The sequence below is a fragment of the Ligilactobacillus saerimneri DSM 16049 genome (assembly GCF_000423265.1).
In the GTDB taxonomy this organism is placed as follows: Bacteria; Bacillota; Bacilli; order Lactobacillales; family Lactobacillaceae; genus Ligilactobacillus; species Ligilactobacillus saerimneri.
In genome coordinates, this window is sequence record NZ_AUHQ01000002.1 from 12,117 (window position 1) to 29,575 (window position 17,459).

The 17,459-nt window shown below is 43.7% G+C and carries 19 protein-coding genes; 2 read left to right on the top strand and 17 right to left on the bottom strand.

Going from position 1 to position 17,459, the window contains the following annotated elements; translation table 11 throughout:
- Window positions 1–4: 4 nt before the first annotated feature.
- From G541_RS0101025 to G541_RS0101050, 6 genes are all read right to left on the bottom strand, one after another.
- Window positions 5–673: an NAD(P)H-binding protein gene (locus G541_RS0101025; RefSeq protein WP_009552707.1), complete on the bottom strand. Its 669-nt coding sequence runs from the start codon at window positions 671–673 to the stop codon at window positions 5–7.
- Between the two features lie 89 nt (window positions 674–762).
- On the bottom strand, window positions 763–2,238 hold the full coding sequence (locus G541_RS0101030) for an MFS transporter (protein WP_027826192.1): 1,476 nt from the start codon (window positions 2,236–2,238) through the stop codon (window positions 763–765).
- A 472-nt stretch (window positions 2,239–2,710) separates the two neighbouring features.
- Window positions 2,711–3,568: a GRP family sugar transporter gene (locus G541_RS0101035; protein ID WP_027826193.1), complete on the bottom strand. Its 858-nt coding sequence runs from the start codon at window positions 3,566–3,568 to the stop codon at window positions 2,711–2,713.
- Between the two features lie 130 nt (window positions 3,569–3,698).
- Window positions 3,699–4,550, bottom strand: coding sequence for an aldo/keto reductase (locus tag G541_RS0101040; RefSeq protein ID WP_027826194.1), 852 nt, complete (start codon window positions 4,548–4,550; stop codon window positions 3,699–3,701).
- 13 nt (window positions 4,551–4,563) lie between these two features.
- The gene (locus G541_RS0101045; RefSeq protein ID WP_027826195.1) at window positions 4,564–7,047 is read right to left on the bottom strand and encodes an excinuclease ABC subunit UvrA; all 2,484 of its coding nucleotides are present in this window, start codon (window positions 7,045–7,047) and stop codon (window positions 4,564–4,566) included.
- 152 nt (window positions 7,048–7,199) lie between these two features.
- Window positions 7,200–7,634, bottom strand: coding sequence for a hypothetical protein (locus G541_RS0101050; protein ID WP_009552697.1), 435 nt, complete (start codon window positions 7,632–7,634; stop codon window positions 7,200–7,202).
- Between the two features lie 181 nt (window positions 7,635–7,815).
- Here G541_RS0101050 and G541_RS0101055 point away from each other — a divergent pair, with 181 nt between their 5' ends.
- Complete coding sequence (locus G541_RS0101055) at window positions 7,816–8,682, top strand: aldo/keto reductase (RefSeq protein WP_027826196.1); 867 nt, start codon at window positions 7,816–7,818, stop codon at window positions 8,680–8,682.
- Between the two features lie 75 nt (window positions 8,683–8,757).
- Here the strand turns inward: G541_RS0101055 and G541_RS0101060 are convergent, their stop codons facing one another.
- The 10 genes from G541_RS0101060 to G541_RS0101105 all read right to left on the bottom strand — a co-directional run bounded on the left by G541_RS0101060 (window position 8,758) and on the right by G541_RS0101105 (window position 15,961).
- Complete coding sequence (locus G541_RS0101060; RefSeq protein WP_009552693.1) at window positions 8,758–9,294, bottom strand: DUF3278 domain-containing protein; 537 nt, start codon at window positions 9,292–9,294, stop codon at window positions 8,758–8,760.
- Window positions 9,291–9,494: a helix-turn-helix transcriptional regulator gene (locus tag G541_RS0101065; protein ID WP_027826197.1), complete on the bottom strand. Its 204-nt coding sequence runs from the start codon at window positions 9,492–9,494 to the stop codon at window positions 9,291–9,293. Before G541_RS0101065 ends, G541_RS0101060 begins: the two co-directional genes overlap by 4 nt.
- Before the next feature lie 164 nt (window positions 9,495–9,658).
- Window positions 9,659–9,895, bottom strand: a complete 237-nt coding sequence (gene rpsR, locus G541_RS0101070) for a 30S ribosomal protein S18 (protein ID WP_009552689.1) — start codon at window positions 9,893–9,895, stop codon at window positions 9,659–9,661.
- Between the two features lie 17 nt (window positions 9,896–9,912).
- On the bottom strand, window positions 9,913–10,500 hold the full coding sequence (ssb, locus tag G541_RS0101075) for a single-stranded DNA-binding protein (RefSeq protein WP_009552687.1): 588 nt from the start codon (window positions 10,498–10,500) through the stop codon (window positions 9,913–9,915).
- Window positions 10,501–10,535: 35 nt separating this feature from the next.
- The gene (gene rpsF, locus G541_RS0101080; protein WP_009552686.1) at window positions 10,536–10,823 is read right to left on the bottom strand and encodes a 30S ribosomal protein S6; all 288 of its coding nucleotides are present in this window, start codon (window positions 10,821–10,823) and stop codon (window positions 10,536–10,538) included.
- Between the two features lie 217 nt (window positions 10,824–11,040).
- A complete protein-coding gene (locus tag G541_RS0101085) occupies window positions 11,041–11,367 on the bottom strand; it encodes a branched-chain amino acid transporter permease (RefSeq protein WP_331250865.1) in 327 nt (108 codons plus the stop codon).
- A 5-nt stretch (window positions 11,368–11,372) separates the two neighbouring features.
- Entirely contained in the window at window positions 11,373–12,083 is a 711-nt protein-coding gene (locus G541_RS0101090; RefSeq protein WP_009552682.1) for an AzlC family ABC transporter permease, read from the bottom strand.
- Window positions 12,084–12,525: 442 nt separating this feature from the next.
- On the bottom strand, window positions 12,526–13,479 hold the full coding sequence (locus G541_RS0101095) for an AEC family transporter (RefSeq protein ID WP_027826198.1): 954 nt from the start codon (window positions 13,477–13,479) through the stop codon (window positions 12,526–12,528).
- A 170-nt stretch (window positions 13,480–13,649) separates the two neighbouring features.
- Window positions 13,650–14,735, bottom strand: a complete 1,086-nt coding sequence (locus G541_RS0101100) for a DUF4767 domain-containing protein (RefSeq protein WP_027826199.1) — start codon at window positions 14,733–14,735, stop codon at window positions 13,650–13,652.
- A 137-nt stretch (window positions 14,736–14,872) separates the two neighbouring features.
- Window positions 14,873–15,961 carry a DUF4767 domain-containing protein gene (locus tag G541_RS0101105; protein WP_027826200.1) on the bottom strand — a complete coding sequence of 363 codons (1,089 nt, stop codon included), beginning with the start codon at window positions 15,959–15,961 and terminating at the stop codon, window positions 14,873–14,875.
- Window positions 15,962–16,122: 161 nt separating this feature from the next.
- Between G541_RS0101105 and G541_RS09090 the strand changes: the two genes are divergently transcribed.
- On the top strand, window positions 16,123–16,677 hold the full coding sequence (locus tag G541_RS09090) for an NUDIX hydrolase (RefSeq protein ID WP_009552673.1): 555 nt from the start codon (window positions 16,123–16,125) through the stop codon (window positions 16,675–16,677).
- Between the two features lie 47 nt (window positions 16,678–16,724).
- On the opposite strand, the gene G541_RS0101115 is transcribed toward G541_RS09090, so the two are convergent.
- Window positions 16,725–17,429 carry a B3/B4 domain-containing protein gene (locus G541_RS0101115; protein ID WP_027826201.1) on the bottom strand — a complete coding sequence of 235 codons (705 nt, stop codon included), beginning with the start codon at window positions 17,427–17,429 and terminating at the stop codon, window positions 16,725–16,727.
- Between the last annotated feature and the right edge of the window lie 30 nt (window positions 17,430–17,459).

A 17,459-nucleotide genomic window follows, 5' to 3' on the forward strand; every position in this document is an offset into this window, starting at 1 on the left:
TATATTATTCTTCTGTATCTTCATCATCCATATAGAAGAATGGCTTTTCTTGGATGGTCCCTGGCTCACCAATCCCATAATTGGCTTTAATGTAAGTACCTGAAGTATCAGTCAATACTTCCATGATCCCTTTAATCAAGCCTTCACGACTGAGCTGAGCTAACATGAACTTTTGGTTTTGCGGAACCATGACAAACTTATCATTATCAGATTCTTCATACAGCCATGTGTACCGCAAAATCGTATAGTCTAACCCAGAACGCTCAACAGCATCAGCACACCGCCGCAAACGGCCAATTGCAGGGGCACCTAGTTGTTTGATGTTCCATACACCAAAATCGCCTCCGGTTTCTCCATAGATCCCGACGACAGTTGTGGCAATCAAACGGTTCACATGCGTTGCCTTCATCGCAGCAATCACTGTCCGCACTTCATTTAGCTGCAACATCTTGTTGAGATAGACAACATCAACCCCAGCCATCGCCTCAACTAACTTAGCTTCATCTGTCAAACGTCCATCGATTAAGGTTTCCCGTTCCGGTGCTGATACCTGAACCTTAGCTGCGACAAGGTGATCATAGATCACGACATCATCAGTGGTATTAACCAAGATGCTATCCCGCAAACCAGCGGTGATTGGATTGGTGTCACCTAAAATCAATACTTTTGTCATACTAACTCTTCCCTTCTGAGCAACTATTACCTTATCTATTTTACCGCTTTCAGCCGGGACATTACTATATTTATTACAAGACTCTAAACTTATTCTTGCTCAGTTACCTGTGATTGGTAGTGGCGGCTAACCCACCAATTGTAGCCAATCCCCAGCAAAATCACTAAGCTTGCGACCACCATAATTGCATGTAAACCACTATGCAAGATCCGTCGCATCGTCGGCACCAATGCTGGCGGTAAAGTCCGACTGGCCTGCACATTACTAATCTTATTCATCATTGCCATCGTTACCCGCCCATGGGTTGCTTGAACTTCTCTAAACATCATCACGTTCATAATGACCCCATACAGGGATGACATAAACGTTTGGGCCAAGATTCGGACCAAATAAGATAGTGAAGTAGCAATTGCCATGTCTGCCGGCGGAGCATCTTGTTGAACTTTCACCTGCAAAATCACAAAAATCAAGCCGGAGCCTAGACCGCTAAAGAAACATGCAATTAACAAGACCCAAAATGGGGCCGCAAACCCACTAACAACCAAAACGACTAAACTTACCAAAGTTGCAAATAAACCCCAAAAGATTAAAGTTCCCGCTTGGTAACGCGTTTGCAAATAGGGGCTAACTTGGGCAATGCCCATATTGGATAAAGCATTGGGAATCTGCGTCAATCCGCCTATTAACGCAGTGGTGGCTAGTAAACCTTGAGCCCAGGTTGGAACATAATTAGCGATCGCGATCCCTCCACCCCAAGCTAGGGAAAAAAGAATGAAATCAGCTAATAGGAGTTTATTTTTAAGAATGCGCCCCGGAACAATTGGGTCAACTGCCGCGCGCTCGACGCGCTTCATCGCTAATAAACACACCCCACCTAAGCCAACTAAGATAACCGTCCACAACAATGGTGCCATCCCAATCAGTTGAATCCCCAACAAAATTAGTGCCAAACCACCTGTCATCAATACCGCACCAGCATAATCGAACTGGCTGGTCACTTTATTGGACTGGGTTTGATAAAACCGTTGAACAATCAGAATCGTTACCACGCCTAACGGAATATTGATGTAAAAAATCCAGTGCCAGCTCAAAGAGTCAACAATCCAACCGCCAACTAATGGTCCCAGGACAGTTGCCGTACTCCAACTAGCTGAAATATAACCTAAAGCTTTAGCCCTTTGATAATACTTGGGAAAAATTTCGCCAATAATAATATAGGGTAAAGAACCTATTCCCCCAGCGCCAATCCCCATGAAAAAGCGCGCTAGTAGAAAATAATAAATGTTACTAGCCATTCCTTCAAAAGCAGAACTCACAATAAATAACACCAAGCCGAGCTGAAATGCTAGTTTATTACTAGTTCTTTCTCCCAGCTTACCCCACAAAGGCGAAAAAACTGCCATTCCCAGCAGAAAAACTGCTACAATCCATCCCATATATTGGATCCCATGCAGGTCACTAACAATAGCTGGCAGTGCAGTCGTGATGATTGTTGCATCCATCCCTGAAACAACATTGGCTAATAAGAGGGCAACCGTCACCCAAGTGATTTGTTTTCTTGTCATTGTCTTTCCCCCTCGTCACTCTCCATATTCCATTCCATTTGTGCATAAAAAAAGATGCGACACAAGGTCACATCCCTCCAAATAATGACTACCTCGACTGTGTTATGGGAGTTACAGTACTAACTATTGAGAAACAAAATGAAAAAACTAATAGTTAGATGTGCCAATAGTCATTATTAGTAAACACGATTGATTGGTAAATCGCTTATGCATTAAAAATACAATTTTTATGAGTTTTTTTTAAGGGGGATTTCATCTTTTTTTCCTTTTTCTACCGAAAAAATAGGATTTACAGATCTCCCATGAATAAAATCGCCTGTCCATTCCCTAAATTATCATCATTTTCTAATTTTATAGAAAGCAAACATTACTTATCTTTTTCTTCTTTAAAATGGATAAAAAAAGAACAATCCAAAAGGCGCCTAAGAACCTATGTCCTCAGACGCCTGCTTTTAAGATAACTTTTAGATTATTAAGCGAAACTAGTCATGACACTACCAGCGACAATTAACACCAAGCCCAAAAGGGTAAAGACCATTTCCCGGCGAGTTTTCTTTTCCTTAAGGAACAATACCCCACCTAAAGTAGCCAGTACTACGCTTAATTGGGTGTAAATAAAGGCTGGAGCCACCCCATTTTCCCGCGCAGAGAAGATGTAAGCTAAGGCTGCTACCCCGAAGAATAGGCCTGCAACTGCTCCTAGCCAACTTTCTTTTTCTGCAAAAATCTGTACCTGGCCAGATGCCAATGCATAGATCATCGCACCTAATAAAATCCCTAACATTTGTGGGAAGAAGAGGGCTTGCCCATCAGCGTGCGGTACAATTTGTGGGAAAGCACTATAAAACCAGTAGCCAACAGTCGTAACTACTAAAAAGACTAGGTTTTGCAGGGCTACGCGGTCAGTATCATCATTTTGATCGTTCACTGACGTCAAGACAACCCCCAGCACTACGATCAATAAAGCAACAAAACCAATGATGCGGGCGCTAGCGCCTGGCCAATCACCGAAAATCATTACCCCCACTAAGGAGTTCCCTACCAGCTGTAAGCCCGTTGAGATCGGCATCGTTTTGGCAACACCAATGCTGCGGAAAGAAACAAACTGACCAATTTGACCAATTGTCCAAAAAGCACCACAGAATAATGCAAATAAGAACGTCCGAATATCCAAACTTGGACGGGCTACTAATAGCACCAAAACCCCCACGATGGTGGCACCTAACCCAGTTCCAAAGATCTGGTTGGCAGGTTTGCCCCCCGTCTTGCTAGCAACCAACGGCATGAGTCCCCACCCCAAGGCTGGGACCAACGCAATCAAAATATTCATTTGTAATTCTCCTTATGCCAATAAATTCTCTCTTAAATGTTTCCTTGCAAACTCTCTCTTTTTTGCAAGTGCTTTCTCCATTATCCATTTTTTATTGGTTGATTGCAAGAAAAATTAAAACGTTATCATTTTAAATCATCGCTAACGGTTGCTTTTGGGTCGGGGTTGGGAACTCTTGTTGTAGTTGTATTAACTCTTGTTCTGTCAAATATAGATCGCCGGCTTGAACATTTTGCTGTGCATGTTCAGGTTGACTTGTCTGGGGAATCGCAATAACTCCCGGTTGCCGAATAACCCAGGCCAACATCACTTGAAATACTGACACTTGGTGCGCTTGAGCAATTGCGCGTAAAACACGGTTGTTAGTCAACCTTTGGGTTCCCAAAGTATCACCCTGAGCTACTGGTGAATATGCCATCAGCGGCATTTTCTGGGCTTGTTGCCAGGGTAACACATCGTACTCAATCCCGCGTTCGCCAATATTGTAAAGGTCTTGATTGACAACACACTGGTCACCGCCAGGCGTCTGCCACAATTCCTCCAAGTCAGCGCGATCAAAATTTGATACTCCCCAATGGCGAATTTTGCCGGTTGCTTGGAGCCGATTCAACTCGGATACTGTTTCTTCCAACGGTGTTGATCCGCGCCAATGATACAGGTATAAGTCAAAATAATCTGTTCCAACATTGCGTAGGCTCTGGTCTAAGCTGGCTTCCATTCGTACTGCATTAGCATTAGCCGGTAAAACTTTATCAACTAGGTACACCTGCTCACGTGTATAGCCCTGAAGTGCTTTCCCTACCAGTCGTTCAGCTCGCCCATCGCCATACATCTCAGCGGTATCAATCAGTTGCGCCCCCGCCGTCAAACCTGCTCGAATAGCAGCAATTTCTTGCTTTTCTCGGCGGGGATCATCACCCATGTGCCATGTCCCCAGCCCGATTGCCGGAAGAACTGTTTTCCCAATGGTTACAGTTTTCATGCCCCTTCACTCCTTAATCATTAAAATGTGTTAAATGAGCACGTAAATACTTGCCAGTTAAACTTTGTTCTTGGTGCGCAACGGCAGCTGGCGTCCCAGTAGCAACAACCTGTCCACCTGCATGTCCACCCCGAGGCCCCAGATCCACTATATAATCTGCGTTTGCAATCAGGTCTAGATCATGTTCGATCACAACAATTGTTGCCCCCTGCTCTAGCAACCGATCAAAAACGGCCAGAAGAAGTCGTTCATCCAAGGGATGCAAACCAATTGATGGTTCATCGAATAAATACAATGTCCCATGCTGGTCTTTACTCATATCAACAGCCAATTTCAAGCGCTGGGCTTCACCCCCAGAAAGGGCCGGAGTAGCTTCACCAAGATGTAGGTAACCTAACCCCATTTCTTTTAAGCCTGCCAGAACTGTTCCTAACTTTGTAGTATCAGCAAAGTGGTCATGAGCTTCACTAACCGTCATCGCTAAAATCTGTGCCAGATTGAACCCATGCCAAGTAACTGTCAGTGTTTCTGCATTATACCGTTGACCGTGGCAAGTAGGGCATGGTTGGACCATATCTGGAAGATACTGGATGTCTAAGTTTAAAACTCCGGTTCCTTTGCAAGTAGGACATGCTCCTTGCCTAGTATTGTATGAAAAGTGACTCACTGTCCATTTCTTTTCTTTGGCCGCTCGTGTACTGGTGAATTTTTGTCGCAATATATCCAAAATTCCGGTGTATGTGGCAACCGTTGAGCGAACGTTCTTTCCTACCGGTGTTGCATTGATTTCCACAACTCGTTTGATATTGGGGGCATCCAAGAAATCTACGTGGTTGGGTAATTCCTGCCCCGTCAGCTGGGCTTTAAGTGCTGGTTCAAGACTTTCCATAAACAAAGTAGTCTTGCCAGCACCAGAAAATCCTGTCACTGCTGTCAGCCTATTTTCAGGAATCTGAACACGCACGTTATGCAAATTATATTTATCAGTGACATGCCAGGTGATTTGGGGAACACTCAGCACTACTGGGGTTGTGGAGCGAACCCGTAGTCGTGCCGTCCCTGCCAGGAACGGACCAATCAATGACGCCGAGTCCTCCTTGATCTGCTCAACCGTTCCCTGAGCTATGACTTGACCTCCACTATGCCCAGCCCCGGGCCCAAGTTCAACCACCCAGTCAGCCGCCCCGATCACCGCTGAGTTGTGATCTACCACTAGAACTGTATTTCCTTGAGCTACTAATGCACGTAATATTTTGATTAAACCAACGACATTAGCCGGATGCAAACCAATCGAAGGCTCATCCAGCACGTAGAGTACCCCGGTGGTTGCAGTTCGCAACGTCCGGCTAAGTTGGATCCTTTGCAACTCGCCAGTTGATAAACTGTCTCCTGCCCGATCAAGCGTCAAATAATCTAGCCCAAGGTCGATCAACGGCTGCAAGCTTTGGCAAAATTCGGTCACCAAATTATGTGCTAACTTTGCCATAGTTGGGGGCAGGCTAGGTTCAATTTTAGCCGCCCAGGTCGGCAGGTCCTTAATTTCCATCCGACTAACTGTAGCAATATCACATCCAGCTACCAAGCTCTTTAAAACCCAAGGCTTAAGCCGAGTCCCGTGGCAAGTCGGACATTCCGTGAAATCATAGAACTTGTTGAGCTTTTGCAGAGTCTTTTCGTTGCTGCTGGTTTGCATACTATCTTCCACCGCTGCATAAGCACTCTCATAAAGCGCATTAGTATGAAAAACCCGGCCCGTCTTAGTTGGAAGGTTTACTTCGTATTTACGCTTAGGCCCATGGAGGACAAATTCCTGATCTGTTGGACTTAACTCACGGAAAGGTCGGTCAATATCAATCCCTAGTTGTTCAACCATCGCTGGCATAAAATTACGCCCCGGAAGCCGCCAGGTCGCAATAGCTCCAGCACGAATTGATAAACTATCGTCGGGAACTATCCGGCTCTCTACCAACTGTTTAATTTCGCCCAAACCCTGACAAGTGGGACAAGCACCCCGTGAATTAAAAGCAAAATCCTCGGCTGCTGGGGGCATAAAACACTTCCCGTCAGCTGCTTGGACATCCAACCCTTCTGCCACTCGCAACGTAGGTTCAGCCCGACTGAACGTTTGCGGATGGACATGTGAACCCAGTCGGGAAAATAGGAGGCGCAAAACGTTCGCACTTTCAGTCATTGTTCCCACCGTACTGCGCTTATTAGGAACGGTCGGTCTTTGACGCAGAGCCAAAGCTGCTGGCAAATGACGAATAGTAGTAACATCTGCCTTGGAGTCTTGACTAATACGCCGGCGTGTATATGTCGATAAAGCATCCAAATACCGCCGAGCCCCTTCTGCATAGAGAACCCCCATGGCTAAAGAAGACTTTCCTGAACCAGATAAACCACTAATCGCAATGAATTTTCCTAAAGGAAGATTGAGGTCAATATTCTGTAAGTTATTAACCCGGGCCCCGCGAACTTCAATTTCTTTATTTTTCATTAGATCTCTCTCCAACTATCATTGATGATGGCAATACAAAAAAGCAACGTATGCCAAAGTCCGTAGCAAGTTATCTTATCAATAACCACTATAGCACTTCATATCATTCGTTGCTTCTATTGTTTTAATTTTTTATGTTTCGCATTAAATAATTACTGTTGCACAATCTTAATAGCACTAGCCAACATCATTGCTGCATCATACAGATTCAACGATCGGTACTGCAACTCTGTAAACCCGTCATGGTAATAATCCACTACCTTTTTAAACGGGCACCATACTAGCCCCATTGGTGGACCACTTGGGTCAAAGTCACCCGCAGCATATGACAAATCAAACAAAGCCACCACCAAGCGACAAATATCATAAGAAGTAGCCTGCCCCTGGTCAATCTGCTCAATTGCCAGGGTGCCATTCGAATGTGAAACAAAAGTAATTTTCACTGTGGGAGAAATCTCCAACAACCGGCATAATTGTTGCACCAAAGTTTGTGCATCTTGTTGGTCTAACTCTACCAACACCCCGTGGCGAATGATATACCCGATGGTATACCACAGCTTGAACCAATGTGGTGTCTTCTCTGACATAACAATCCCCTACAATAATAGTCTCGAGCATGCTCACTCTGCACCCATTATATCTGTTTTCCTCACCAGAATAATAGTCAAATTATTTTTATCTCACATAGCACCCAAAGCAGATTAATTCCCCTCCGTTCTAATAACACTTATAATAAGTAAGGTAATACCAATTAATAAGGAGGATATTATGATGACATTCACTAACGTCAACTCACCACTGACCTTAAATAATGGAGTTGAAATTCCATGTGTTGGTTACGGTACATACAAAACTGATCCGGCTGCCACGGCTACGGCTGTAACAGCCGCCATCCAAGCAGGTTACCGTCATATTGATACTGCCATGGTTTACCGCAACGAAGAAGGCGTAGGCCAAGGGATCAAAGCTGCCGGCGTGGATCGGACAGAATTATTCATCACTAGCAAACTCTGGAATACTGACCGGGGTTATGAAGCTACCAAAGTTGCTTTTCAAAAGACTTTAGACCGTCTAGGCTTAGACTATCTTGATCTCTACTTAATTCACTGGCCAGCTAACGAAAAACAATTTGGTGCTGAAGCAGCTAAAATCAATGCCGAAACATGGCGGGCTATGGAAGAACTCTATCATGCAGGAAAGATTCGTGCTATCGGACTGAGTAATTTCATGCCCCACCACGTTAAAAAGCTACTAGAAACAGCGACTGTTAAGCCAATGGTTGACCAAATCGAAGTTCATCCTGGTTGGACCCATGCTGATGAAATTAAAGAACTACAAGCAATGGATATTGTTGTTGAAGCATGGGGACCTCTCGGCGGTCAGGGGGCAACGGTTTTAACCAACCCAACTATGCAGGAAATCGCCACTGCTCACAACAAGTCAACTGCCCAAGTCAGCCTACGCTGGGTTCTTCAACAAGGAGTCTTGCCTTTACCAAAGTCTGTCCATGTAGACCGGATGAAGCAAAATATGGATATCTTTGACTTTGAGTTATCTCCTACCGAAATGGCAACAATTTCTGCCTTGCCAAACCTCGGTGGTCAATGCAAGGACCCTGACGATGTTGATTTCTAAATCTCAAAAATCATTATAAAGATAAAGCAAAGGAGCATATACAGCGTACGTTGTATTTGCTCCTTATTTGTTTATTCATTCTTCATTAACTTCTTTAATCCGCCGTAAAGCAATAATCAGCATTATGACTGTCCAGCCACCACCAGCAACCAACGAACCTAGTAAGTTTCTTCCCTGAAGAAGAATACTACTGTAAGTTTGACCACTGCCAACCCAATCAATCAGGGTGCTAAGTAAATGAAACGAAACTGTAAACCACAGACCGGCTATCAAAGTACGGATTAATGCCCACAATTGAACCCGCTTCTTTTCTGCTGGAGTAACCTCCCGTTCTGTCAGGTGCAAGCGTCCAACTGCCCATCCTAGGTAAGCCATCACAGTTAAGAAAACTATCATGTTAAACCAAATATAGGTTAACAGCACCGTTTCTGTGCGCAATTGCCAAGCAGTAGCCAAGATTGTACCAAACGCTCCTGCCATTTGTAAAAATAATAGTGGGAGCAAAGCTGTATTCCCAATTCGGTTCAATTCCTTTAATCGGTATTCATCCAGCGGACCTGCAATCCCGTAGAAGTGCTTGATTATCCGTGTGAAAAGTGTTGTTTGTGTCATTTCTTGTCACGCTCCTCCCAAAATAGGGTATTGAGATCTGTCCCCAACGCCCACACTATTTTTAAGCACAGATCTAACGATGGATTGTACTTATCATTTTCAATCAAGTTGATTGTCTGCCGTGCTACTCCTACTTGTTGTGCCAGCGCCTGCTGGGAATAATCCGTATGCTGACGCCGATATTCTCGTACCCGGTTCATCCATCCCCCTCCTTGTCATTTATATATGACCTTTTGTCGCTTATAATGTACACCAAAGTTTCATCAATATCAAATATAAATGACAATGTGCACACAAAAAAACCGGAGATGAAATTCATCTCCGGGTTATTTATCAATAATATAGTTAGCGTATTGCCACAGAATTAGTCTTCGTTGACAAATGGAAGCAACCCCATGATACGTGCACGCTTGATAGCGATAGTAACACGACGTTGGTTCTTAGCACTAGTACCAGTTACCCGACGAGGTAAGATCTTACCACGTTCTGAAATGAAACGGCGTAACAAGTCAGTGTCTTTGTAATCGATGTATTCGATGTGGTTTGCAGCAATAAAGTCGACTTTACGACGACGACGGCCGCCACGACGGTTTTGTGCCATTGGTAGTTCCTCCTTAATTAGAATGGTAGGTCATCATCAGAAATAACTTTGCCGTTCTGGTCATCACTAAATGGATCTTGGTTAAGATCTTGGTTTTGATTACCAGTGTTCCCCGACATCGGAGCGGCATTGTTGGAGTAACCCTGGCTCGGGTTGCTATAACCACCGGCTGGAGCATTATTTCCCCCAGCATATCCGTTATTTCCGGATGTGAAACCGTTATTTGGAGCACCACCTTGACCCATGCCGTTACCACCATGTGTTTGTCGGTACTGTTCCGATTGGGAACGACTTTCCATCAGGGCAAAGGAATCTACCACCACTTCAGTCACGTAAACCCGTTGACCTTGTTGGTTTTCGTAGTTTCTCGTTTGCAACCGCCCATCGATTCCCACCATTGAACCTTTATGGGTAAAGTTGACAAAGTTTTCGGCTGACTTCCGCCAGATTACGCAATTAATGAAATCAGCTTCCCGTTCCCCTGCTTGGGTCCGGAATTGCCGATCAACTGCCACCGTAAAACTTGCCACCGCTACTCCACTTTGGGTATAACGCAATTCTGCGTCCCGGGTCAAACGACCTGTAATAACGACTCTATTGATCAAGGTGCATCCTCCTTTATGATTTTAAAAAGAGTTGATTAATCTTCACGCTTTACGATCATGTGACGTAAGATACCATCATTGATCTTTGCAAGACGGTCAAATTCGTTGATTGCTTCAGCGTTGTCAGCAGTTAAGTTAACAATGTGGTAAGTACCTTCACTGTAACCACCGATTTCGTAAGCAAAACGACGCTTAGACCAGTCTTTTGAATCTACGATTTCAGCACCATCATTCTTAAGAATGTTGTCAAAACGTTCTACCAAAGCATTCTTTGCTTCTTCATCAAGTGATGGGTTGATGATATAAGTAATTTCGTACTTCACGACTGTTTGCACCTCCTTATGGACTATTGGTTCTATATTTTAAATAAGAACAAGGAGAGTAATCTAATGCTTTGTGCGACTTAGATACTCACGAAGTAGAATTATAACATGAAGCACTCCGACACGCAAGCCTGAAATCAGCGTATAATCCTCTTTAAAACAACTTTTATGCTAATTTTCTCCCCATTCTATACATACGTTATAGTAGCTTTTTTTGTCAGTTAAAAACGTAATTCACTAATAATATGTACACCAGTGTTCCTCCCAGCAAAGAAAAGACCATCTGCCGCCGCCACCAATGGAGGCCAGCTGTAATCAAACCAGCAATAAGTTCGGGAAGCCCATGGTTACCCTGAAAAAGGTCAATTCCGCGGTAACAGTACACTACCAACATTGTCATGATTGCGGGTGGAAGGAACTTTCCTAATTGGACAATAAAAGGTGCTGGTCGCTGATTATCTCGGCGAGTAAAGAGTACAAACGGAAGATACCGTGTTAAAAAATTAACCACGGCTGCAAGCGCAATCGTTAACACCTGTTCCATTAAAGTCACCGCTGTTCCTCCTTTTGCTGCTCATGCCAATACTTCACTGCAAATTCTGCCACCAATAATAAAAGCGTCACAACCAAGAAGTATCTCTGTCCAATCAATACTAAGGAAACTAGGGTAATTACCATGCCACTAAGCGAACTTAAATGGCTTTTTTCTTTCCGCACTTGGTCGACAGCTAGGCAAATAAAGAGTGCGGTCATAATAAAATCTAGTCCCTTGATTTCCATTCCCAAGGCGCTGCCTAGTAGACCACCTAGGCACGCCCCGGTTACCCAATAGAAATAATTCAAAATGGTAATCCAGACATGCACTGCAGTCTCATCATAGCCTTGGGGGACTTTGACATAGTAATTCAAAACGAAAGTTTCATCCGCCAACCCGTAGATCAAGACCCGCTTCCGCCATCCTTGCAGCGGATATTTGGTCAACATTGACACTCCATAAAAAAACTGGCGAAAACCTAACACGGCTGTCAATAGCAAGACACTAACCGGGTTAAACTGCTGCAAAAGCATGTTGGCGATGAAAAACTCTACTGATCCACCATAAATTGTCGCTGCCATCAAAGTGGGAAAAAGAAATGAAAAGCCTAAGTTATGCATGTAAAGTCCATATCCGATCCCCAAAAACATAAAGCCAAACAAAACCGGCAGTGATGTTCGCAGTGCATACTTGAAATTATTTGGCAAATTTGTCCTTGAATCCATCCCGATCCCCTCTTAGTTTCGTTCTAGTGTACCAGAAATTCTACTTTTTCAATGAAGAAACCTATAAAAATGTGGAGGCAGATTAGGTCTACCTTCACTTAATGGTGATATTCTCTTTAAACTAACTACGGGTGCCTCTGATGATATTCATCATTCGTTACCCTAGGTTAGATCACACTTTCTACCTGCACTACTCAGCACTTCTATTGTCGTGCCCCACATTGCAAGCGGCTCGTCTGTAAATAGCAATTTCGGCGATGATAAAATCATCACCATCAGTTGCTCCTTACAGCACGCCTCTTACCCGCAATGCTCAGCACTTCTATTCCTTAACGTGTTCACCAGCTCAAAAGCCTATGGATAACAACACCCCAATGGATGACTTTATCATCTCACCGGGGTTCCGTTATCCTACGCCTTTTACCCGAGCTGGTTCACACTTCTATTTAACCACCATCTGCACAACTACCATCCATAAAGGCACCGTAACAGCTGCCATCAGCGTTGTTTCCGTAACCATCACCGCTGCATAGTCCGCATCCGCCTGATACAATTTAGCCACGATTGGAGCATTGGTCATAACCGGCATTGCCGCTTGAATCACGAAAACCTGTTTCATCAATAAGGGCATTGAAGCTGGCATTACCAGCAAGATCATCAGTAACGGTGCCACCACAAATCTCCCCAACATAATTAAAACTGCATCCCGATCAAAGCGTAACCGGCACAGCCCAGCGTTGGAAATTGCAATGCCAATAAATAACATCGAAAGTGGAACGGTTAATCCCCCCAGGTAACCACAAGTCTGCATAATAAATGCAGGCACATGGATATGAAGGATGATCAAGATCACTGCCAAGATAAAACCCAACAACGGCGGTGAAAAAATCTTGCTTACCACCTGGCGCCAGTTCACCCCTGCTTTATGCTTTCCATCATGCTGGATCAGCCATACTCCCAATGTCCAAAAGAAGGTGGTGTTGGCCATGTAGTATACCAATACATACGGCACCGAAGCACTCCCAAACAAAGCCATGTTGAGGGGAAGACCGATAAAAACCGTATTTGAATTAAAAAACATCGAAGTAAATAAGCCCCGATGATTTTTCCTAACAGCACAGATCCGTGCAATTGCAGCTGCTAAGGCAAATAGAATTGTCATCGATAATACCGGATAGCGCAAATCCGGGAGTAACTGCCGTAGCTCTGACGCAGTAAACCGCTTGGTAACGGTGGCTACCATATAGGCAGGAAGTGCCACCTGGGTGACCAGCCGCGAAATAATGCGCGGCGATTCTGATGAAAACCATTTTCTCTCATTCATTAAATACCCTAGCGCCACCATGATCAGAATAATACTGACTCCTGATAGGGCAGCTACAATGACTCTCTCCATCTTGTTGCCTTCTTCCCTAATAAATCATTTTAATAATTTTCATTGTATGCCTATTTCACATCTAAATGCCAGATTTCTCTTTTTTTAATTAAAAATATAAATAACGCTATACTAGCCTAAAAAGCATAATATAGCGTTATCTCACATCATTTTATAGGGAGGTATTCCAACTACTCATCATCCCGATAACGGAGGTCATCGTAACGCGCCGTTTCTTGCTGATTAGCCATATCTTCACTTGGATAGAAAATAGTATCCACCAAACCAGCAGAGTTATCCATATTGATGATTATTGGAACCTTTTTTCCGTCAATCTCTTCAGTGTGATATGAATAATATCTGTTAGAGCCATCATTTTGGAACCATCCACGGATAATAATCGTATCTTTTCCCTCAAGCTGACGGTTTGTCGCATCCGCCCAGTTTTTAGCTCGTTCAACCTCTTCTTCAGAATAACTCCCTGGTTCAGGAGTTGGTCTCTTACGCCTGTAAAGAATCGTATTGTCCTCATCACCATCACTAGATATCTCAGTAATCTGGTGATCTGTCACAACTAACCTATATGACCCATATTCAGTCTTGGCATACCAAGTCCCGCGCATCGCCTTTGGAGTAATAACGTATCCATCCCGGTCATCATCGTGAGCGTCATCACTTTTAGCAGATGAACTTTCACTCTTGGCACTTGAGCTTTCAACCTTACTCGTCGCTTCCTCTGCTTTTTCCACTTTTTTTAGCTTAGTTGGGCGATCTTCGATCACGTTAGCAAAGTTATCTTGAAGGTTTTCATCAGCAGCTGGAACCCAGTTGTTACTCTGTCCCTCGTTAGATAACACAATCGGCTCCCCATTTTTCAAGGTAAAGGCATACGTTATACAATCTGTCCCTTTGGGCAGATCATAATTATATAAAGCAACCACGTTGTATCCCTTAATGGCTTTCCCATTGGGAGACCACCCAATCTTGGGCCGGTTACCATTCACAGTCGCATATTTAAGTGCTGTCGGAAATTTCATTCCTAAAGCTGTTTTAATATCGTGGTGACCATCATACTTAGTATATTTTTGACCTCGCTTGCGACCCCATTCTTTCATGAAGCGTGATAACGTCTGGTCTTTTTTCTTTGACCATCGATTGGCTTCACGCTTATGTGTCTCTGTGACAACTTTGGGATGTGATTGTTTACCATTACCACAACCAGTCATCAATGATGCCATACCAAATAAAGCAATTCCCACTGTAAGTAATTTTTTCATAACAATAACCTCATCACTTCTGACCATGCATCACATTATTTATATTTTTATTTTAACTTAATTGCAGTTTCTACGCCATTTTCTATCCTCATCAATAAAAATAGGATGCACCCAGCTGCATCCTACTTTATTATTCATCAACGATGCTGCAGGTCACTATACTGTGTTGCTCCCTGACTATTAGCCATGGCTTCACTTGGATAAAAGACTGCATCAACCCAGGCGCCGGCACCACTACCACTGACAACTACCGGAACCTTTTGTCCATTAACTTCCTCGGTATGGGCCGAATAATATGACCCGGCTCCCGCACTTTGGTACCAACCCCGAATATTGATTGTGTCCATCCCGTGAACCTGGCCAGCCATTGCAGATGCCCAACTCTTTGTTCGTTCGATATCTGCACTAGTGACAGTACCTGGATCTGGCATCTGCCCTTTGCGACGGTAGAGAACGTAATCATACGTCTTGCCATCGCCGTCAGTGAGCGTAATTTGGTGATCAGTTACTACAATTTTTGCTGAACCATATTCATTCTTAGCGTACCAGGTTCCCCGCATAGCTACTGGAGTCGTCACATAGCCGTCACGCTCATCATCATGGGCATCATCGCCTTTAGAACTATTCGCACTTGCACTAGTTTGCGAACTCTTGCTACTGGAACTATCTTCTTCACTGACAGCTTCTTCTTTTTCTACTTTTTTAAGCTTAGTTGCACGTCCTTCAACTATATTGGCAAAATTATCTTGCAAATTATCATTCTTGGTTGGGACCCAATCGTTTTCTTGTCCTTGGTTTACCAAGACGATTGGTTCACCATTTTTGATCGTAAATGCGTATGTAATACTACTGGAATCTGACTGATCATAATTGTATAAGGCAACTACATTGTAGCCTCTAGTTCCCTTTCCTTTTTTATACCAGGTCATATGACCTGTTTTCCCTTTGACAGTAGCAGTCTTCAGGTCTGCTGGATAGGTCATCCCTGCAGCTGTTTTTAAAGCATGGTGCCCATCATATTTGGTATATTCTTGGTTCATTGTCTTTTCCCACTTGGTGATAAATTGGACAAGCTTCTGATCCTTTTTCTTAGACCATAAAGCAACATCCGCTTTTTTGGTTGTTTCTTTAACCACCCGCGGTTGCGACTGCTTGTTACGCCCGCATCCTGCCATTAAAGTAACTAAACTCAAGGTAGCAACACTGACAGTAAGTATTTTTTTCATAAAATAACCTCACAATATCTCCATTCTACTATCTACTACAACTATATTTTAAACTATTATGAAACTTCCCTACAATGCCCAGTTTATTGCATTTCACCTGCCTGTATTTCTCTTTCGTGATACACTAATCAGTGCATATTTAGAGAAAGAATGTGACCCAAATGACTTTTAATTTTTGCCCGCAATGTGGCACTAAACTAGTTACCCAGACTGTTGACTTCAAACAACGCCAAGTCTGTCCGCATTGTCGTTACATTCATTGGAATGATAATGTAATCAGCGTTGGAGGCGTTGTAGTTAAGGATGGGCGCTACCTCCTGACCCAAAGAGCCAATAATCCGGGACGCGGTCATTGGACTAATCCTGGGGGGTTTGTTGAACAAACCGAAACTTTAGATAAGGCCATCGTCCGCGAAATCCAGGAAGAAACTGGGATCATCACCCGCCCCCGAGGAGTTTTTTTGATTGGGGAACGCCCTTTGTCATCCCTGCATACAATCTATGTTAACTTCTTATTGGACTATGTTTCCGGCCAAATAAACATCCAGTCGAATGAATTGATGAACGCCGGCTTTTTCTCACTTGCTGAGATGGCCTCAATGGATGTTGCTGGGCTTACCCGTGAAATCATCCACCGTGCACAAACCACAACCAACCTGCTTCCTTTCCAAGAAGTTAACCTTAATTACACATCCCAATATCGTTTATATGATTAAAAAACTGCTGCCCGCAAAGGACAGCAGTTTTTGTTTGTGTCGACATTTTATCCCCATTCAAATTCTGGATGTTTGCGATCAACTACACCGGTTTGTGTTTTTACTCCAAAAATTGTTTCTAGTTGCTCTTGCAGTTCCATTCGGGCTTGGTCAACGCGATCTTTGTTGATATCTGCAAACCCATCAATCGGGAAAAACACGTCATGGGTGGTCGCAGTAATTTTTCCATGTTCACTCTGACGCCAAGTCCACCTCCTTGTGCGTACTTGGGAACCAACTGCATAAACCACTTCCCCAACTGGTGGTTCTTCTGCATGGTCCGTTCCTAAGGGAACAAATTGATCACCAGCCTGAGCTAATCTCATTGTCACCGGTTCAGCCACTCCATCTAGAGTATGGGTTCCCATTGGTAATGCATATTTGAGTGAGAGTGCATTATTGAGATCTACTAATGGATTAATCGACGGAATTGCATGTCCCTTAGCAATCCGCTTAAACAGTGCTTCAACCGAACACGGAAACCGGTTGGGGTTGATTCCTAGTGCCCGAAAGGCCTCCCGGTATGGAATGACTTCTGGCTGTTCACGTACGTTAACGTTTCGATATTTAACCTGAACCTGCTCATTACTTTGTTTCAACATCGTTGTAATAGTATCATACGAAATTGCATTATTAATACCCTTGGCTACAACTACCCCAACATACATTTCCGGTAATTTTGCAAATATTTCCGGTGCAACAACAAATTTCATCAAAATCCCTCCTTTAGTAAAAAAGCCGGA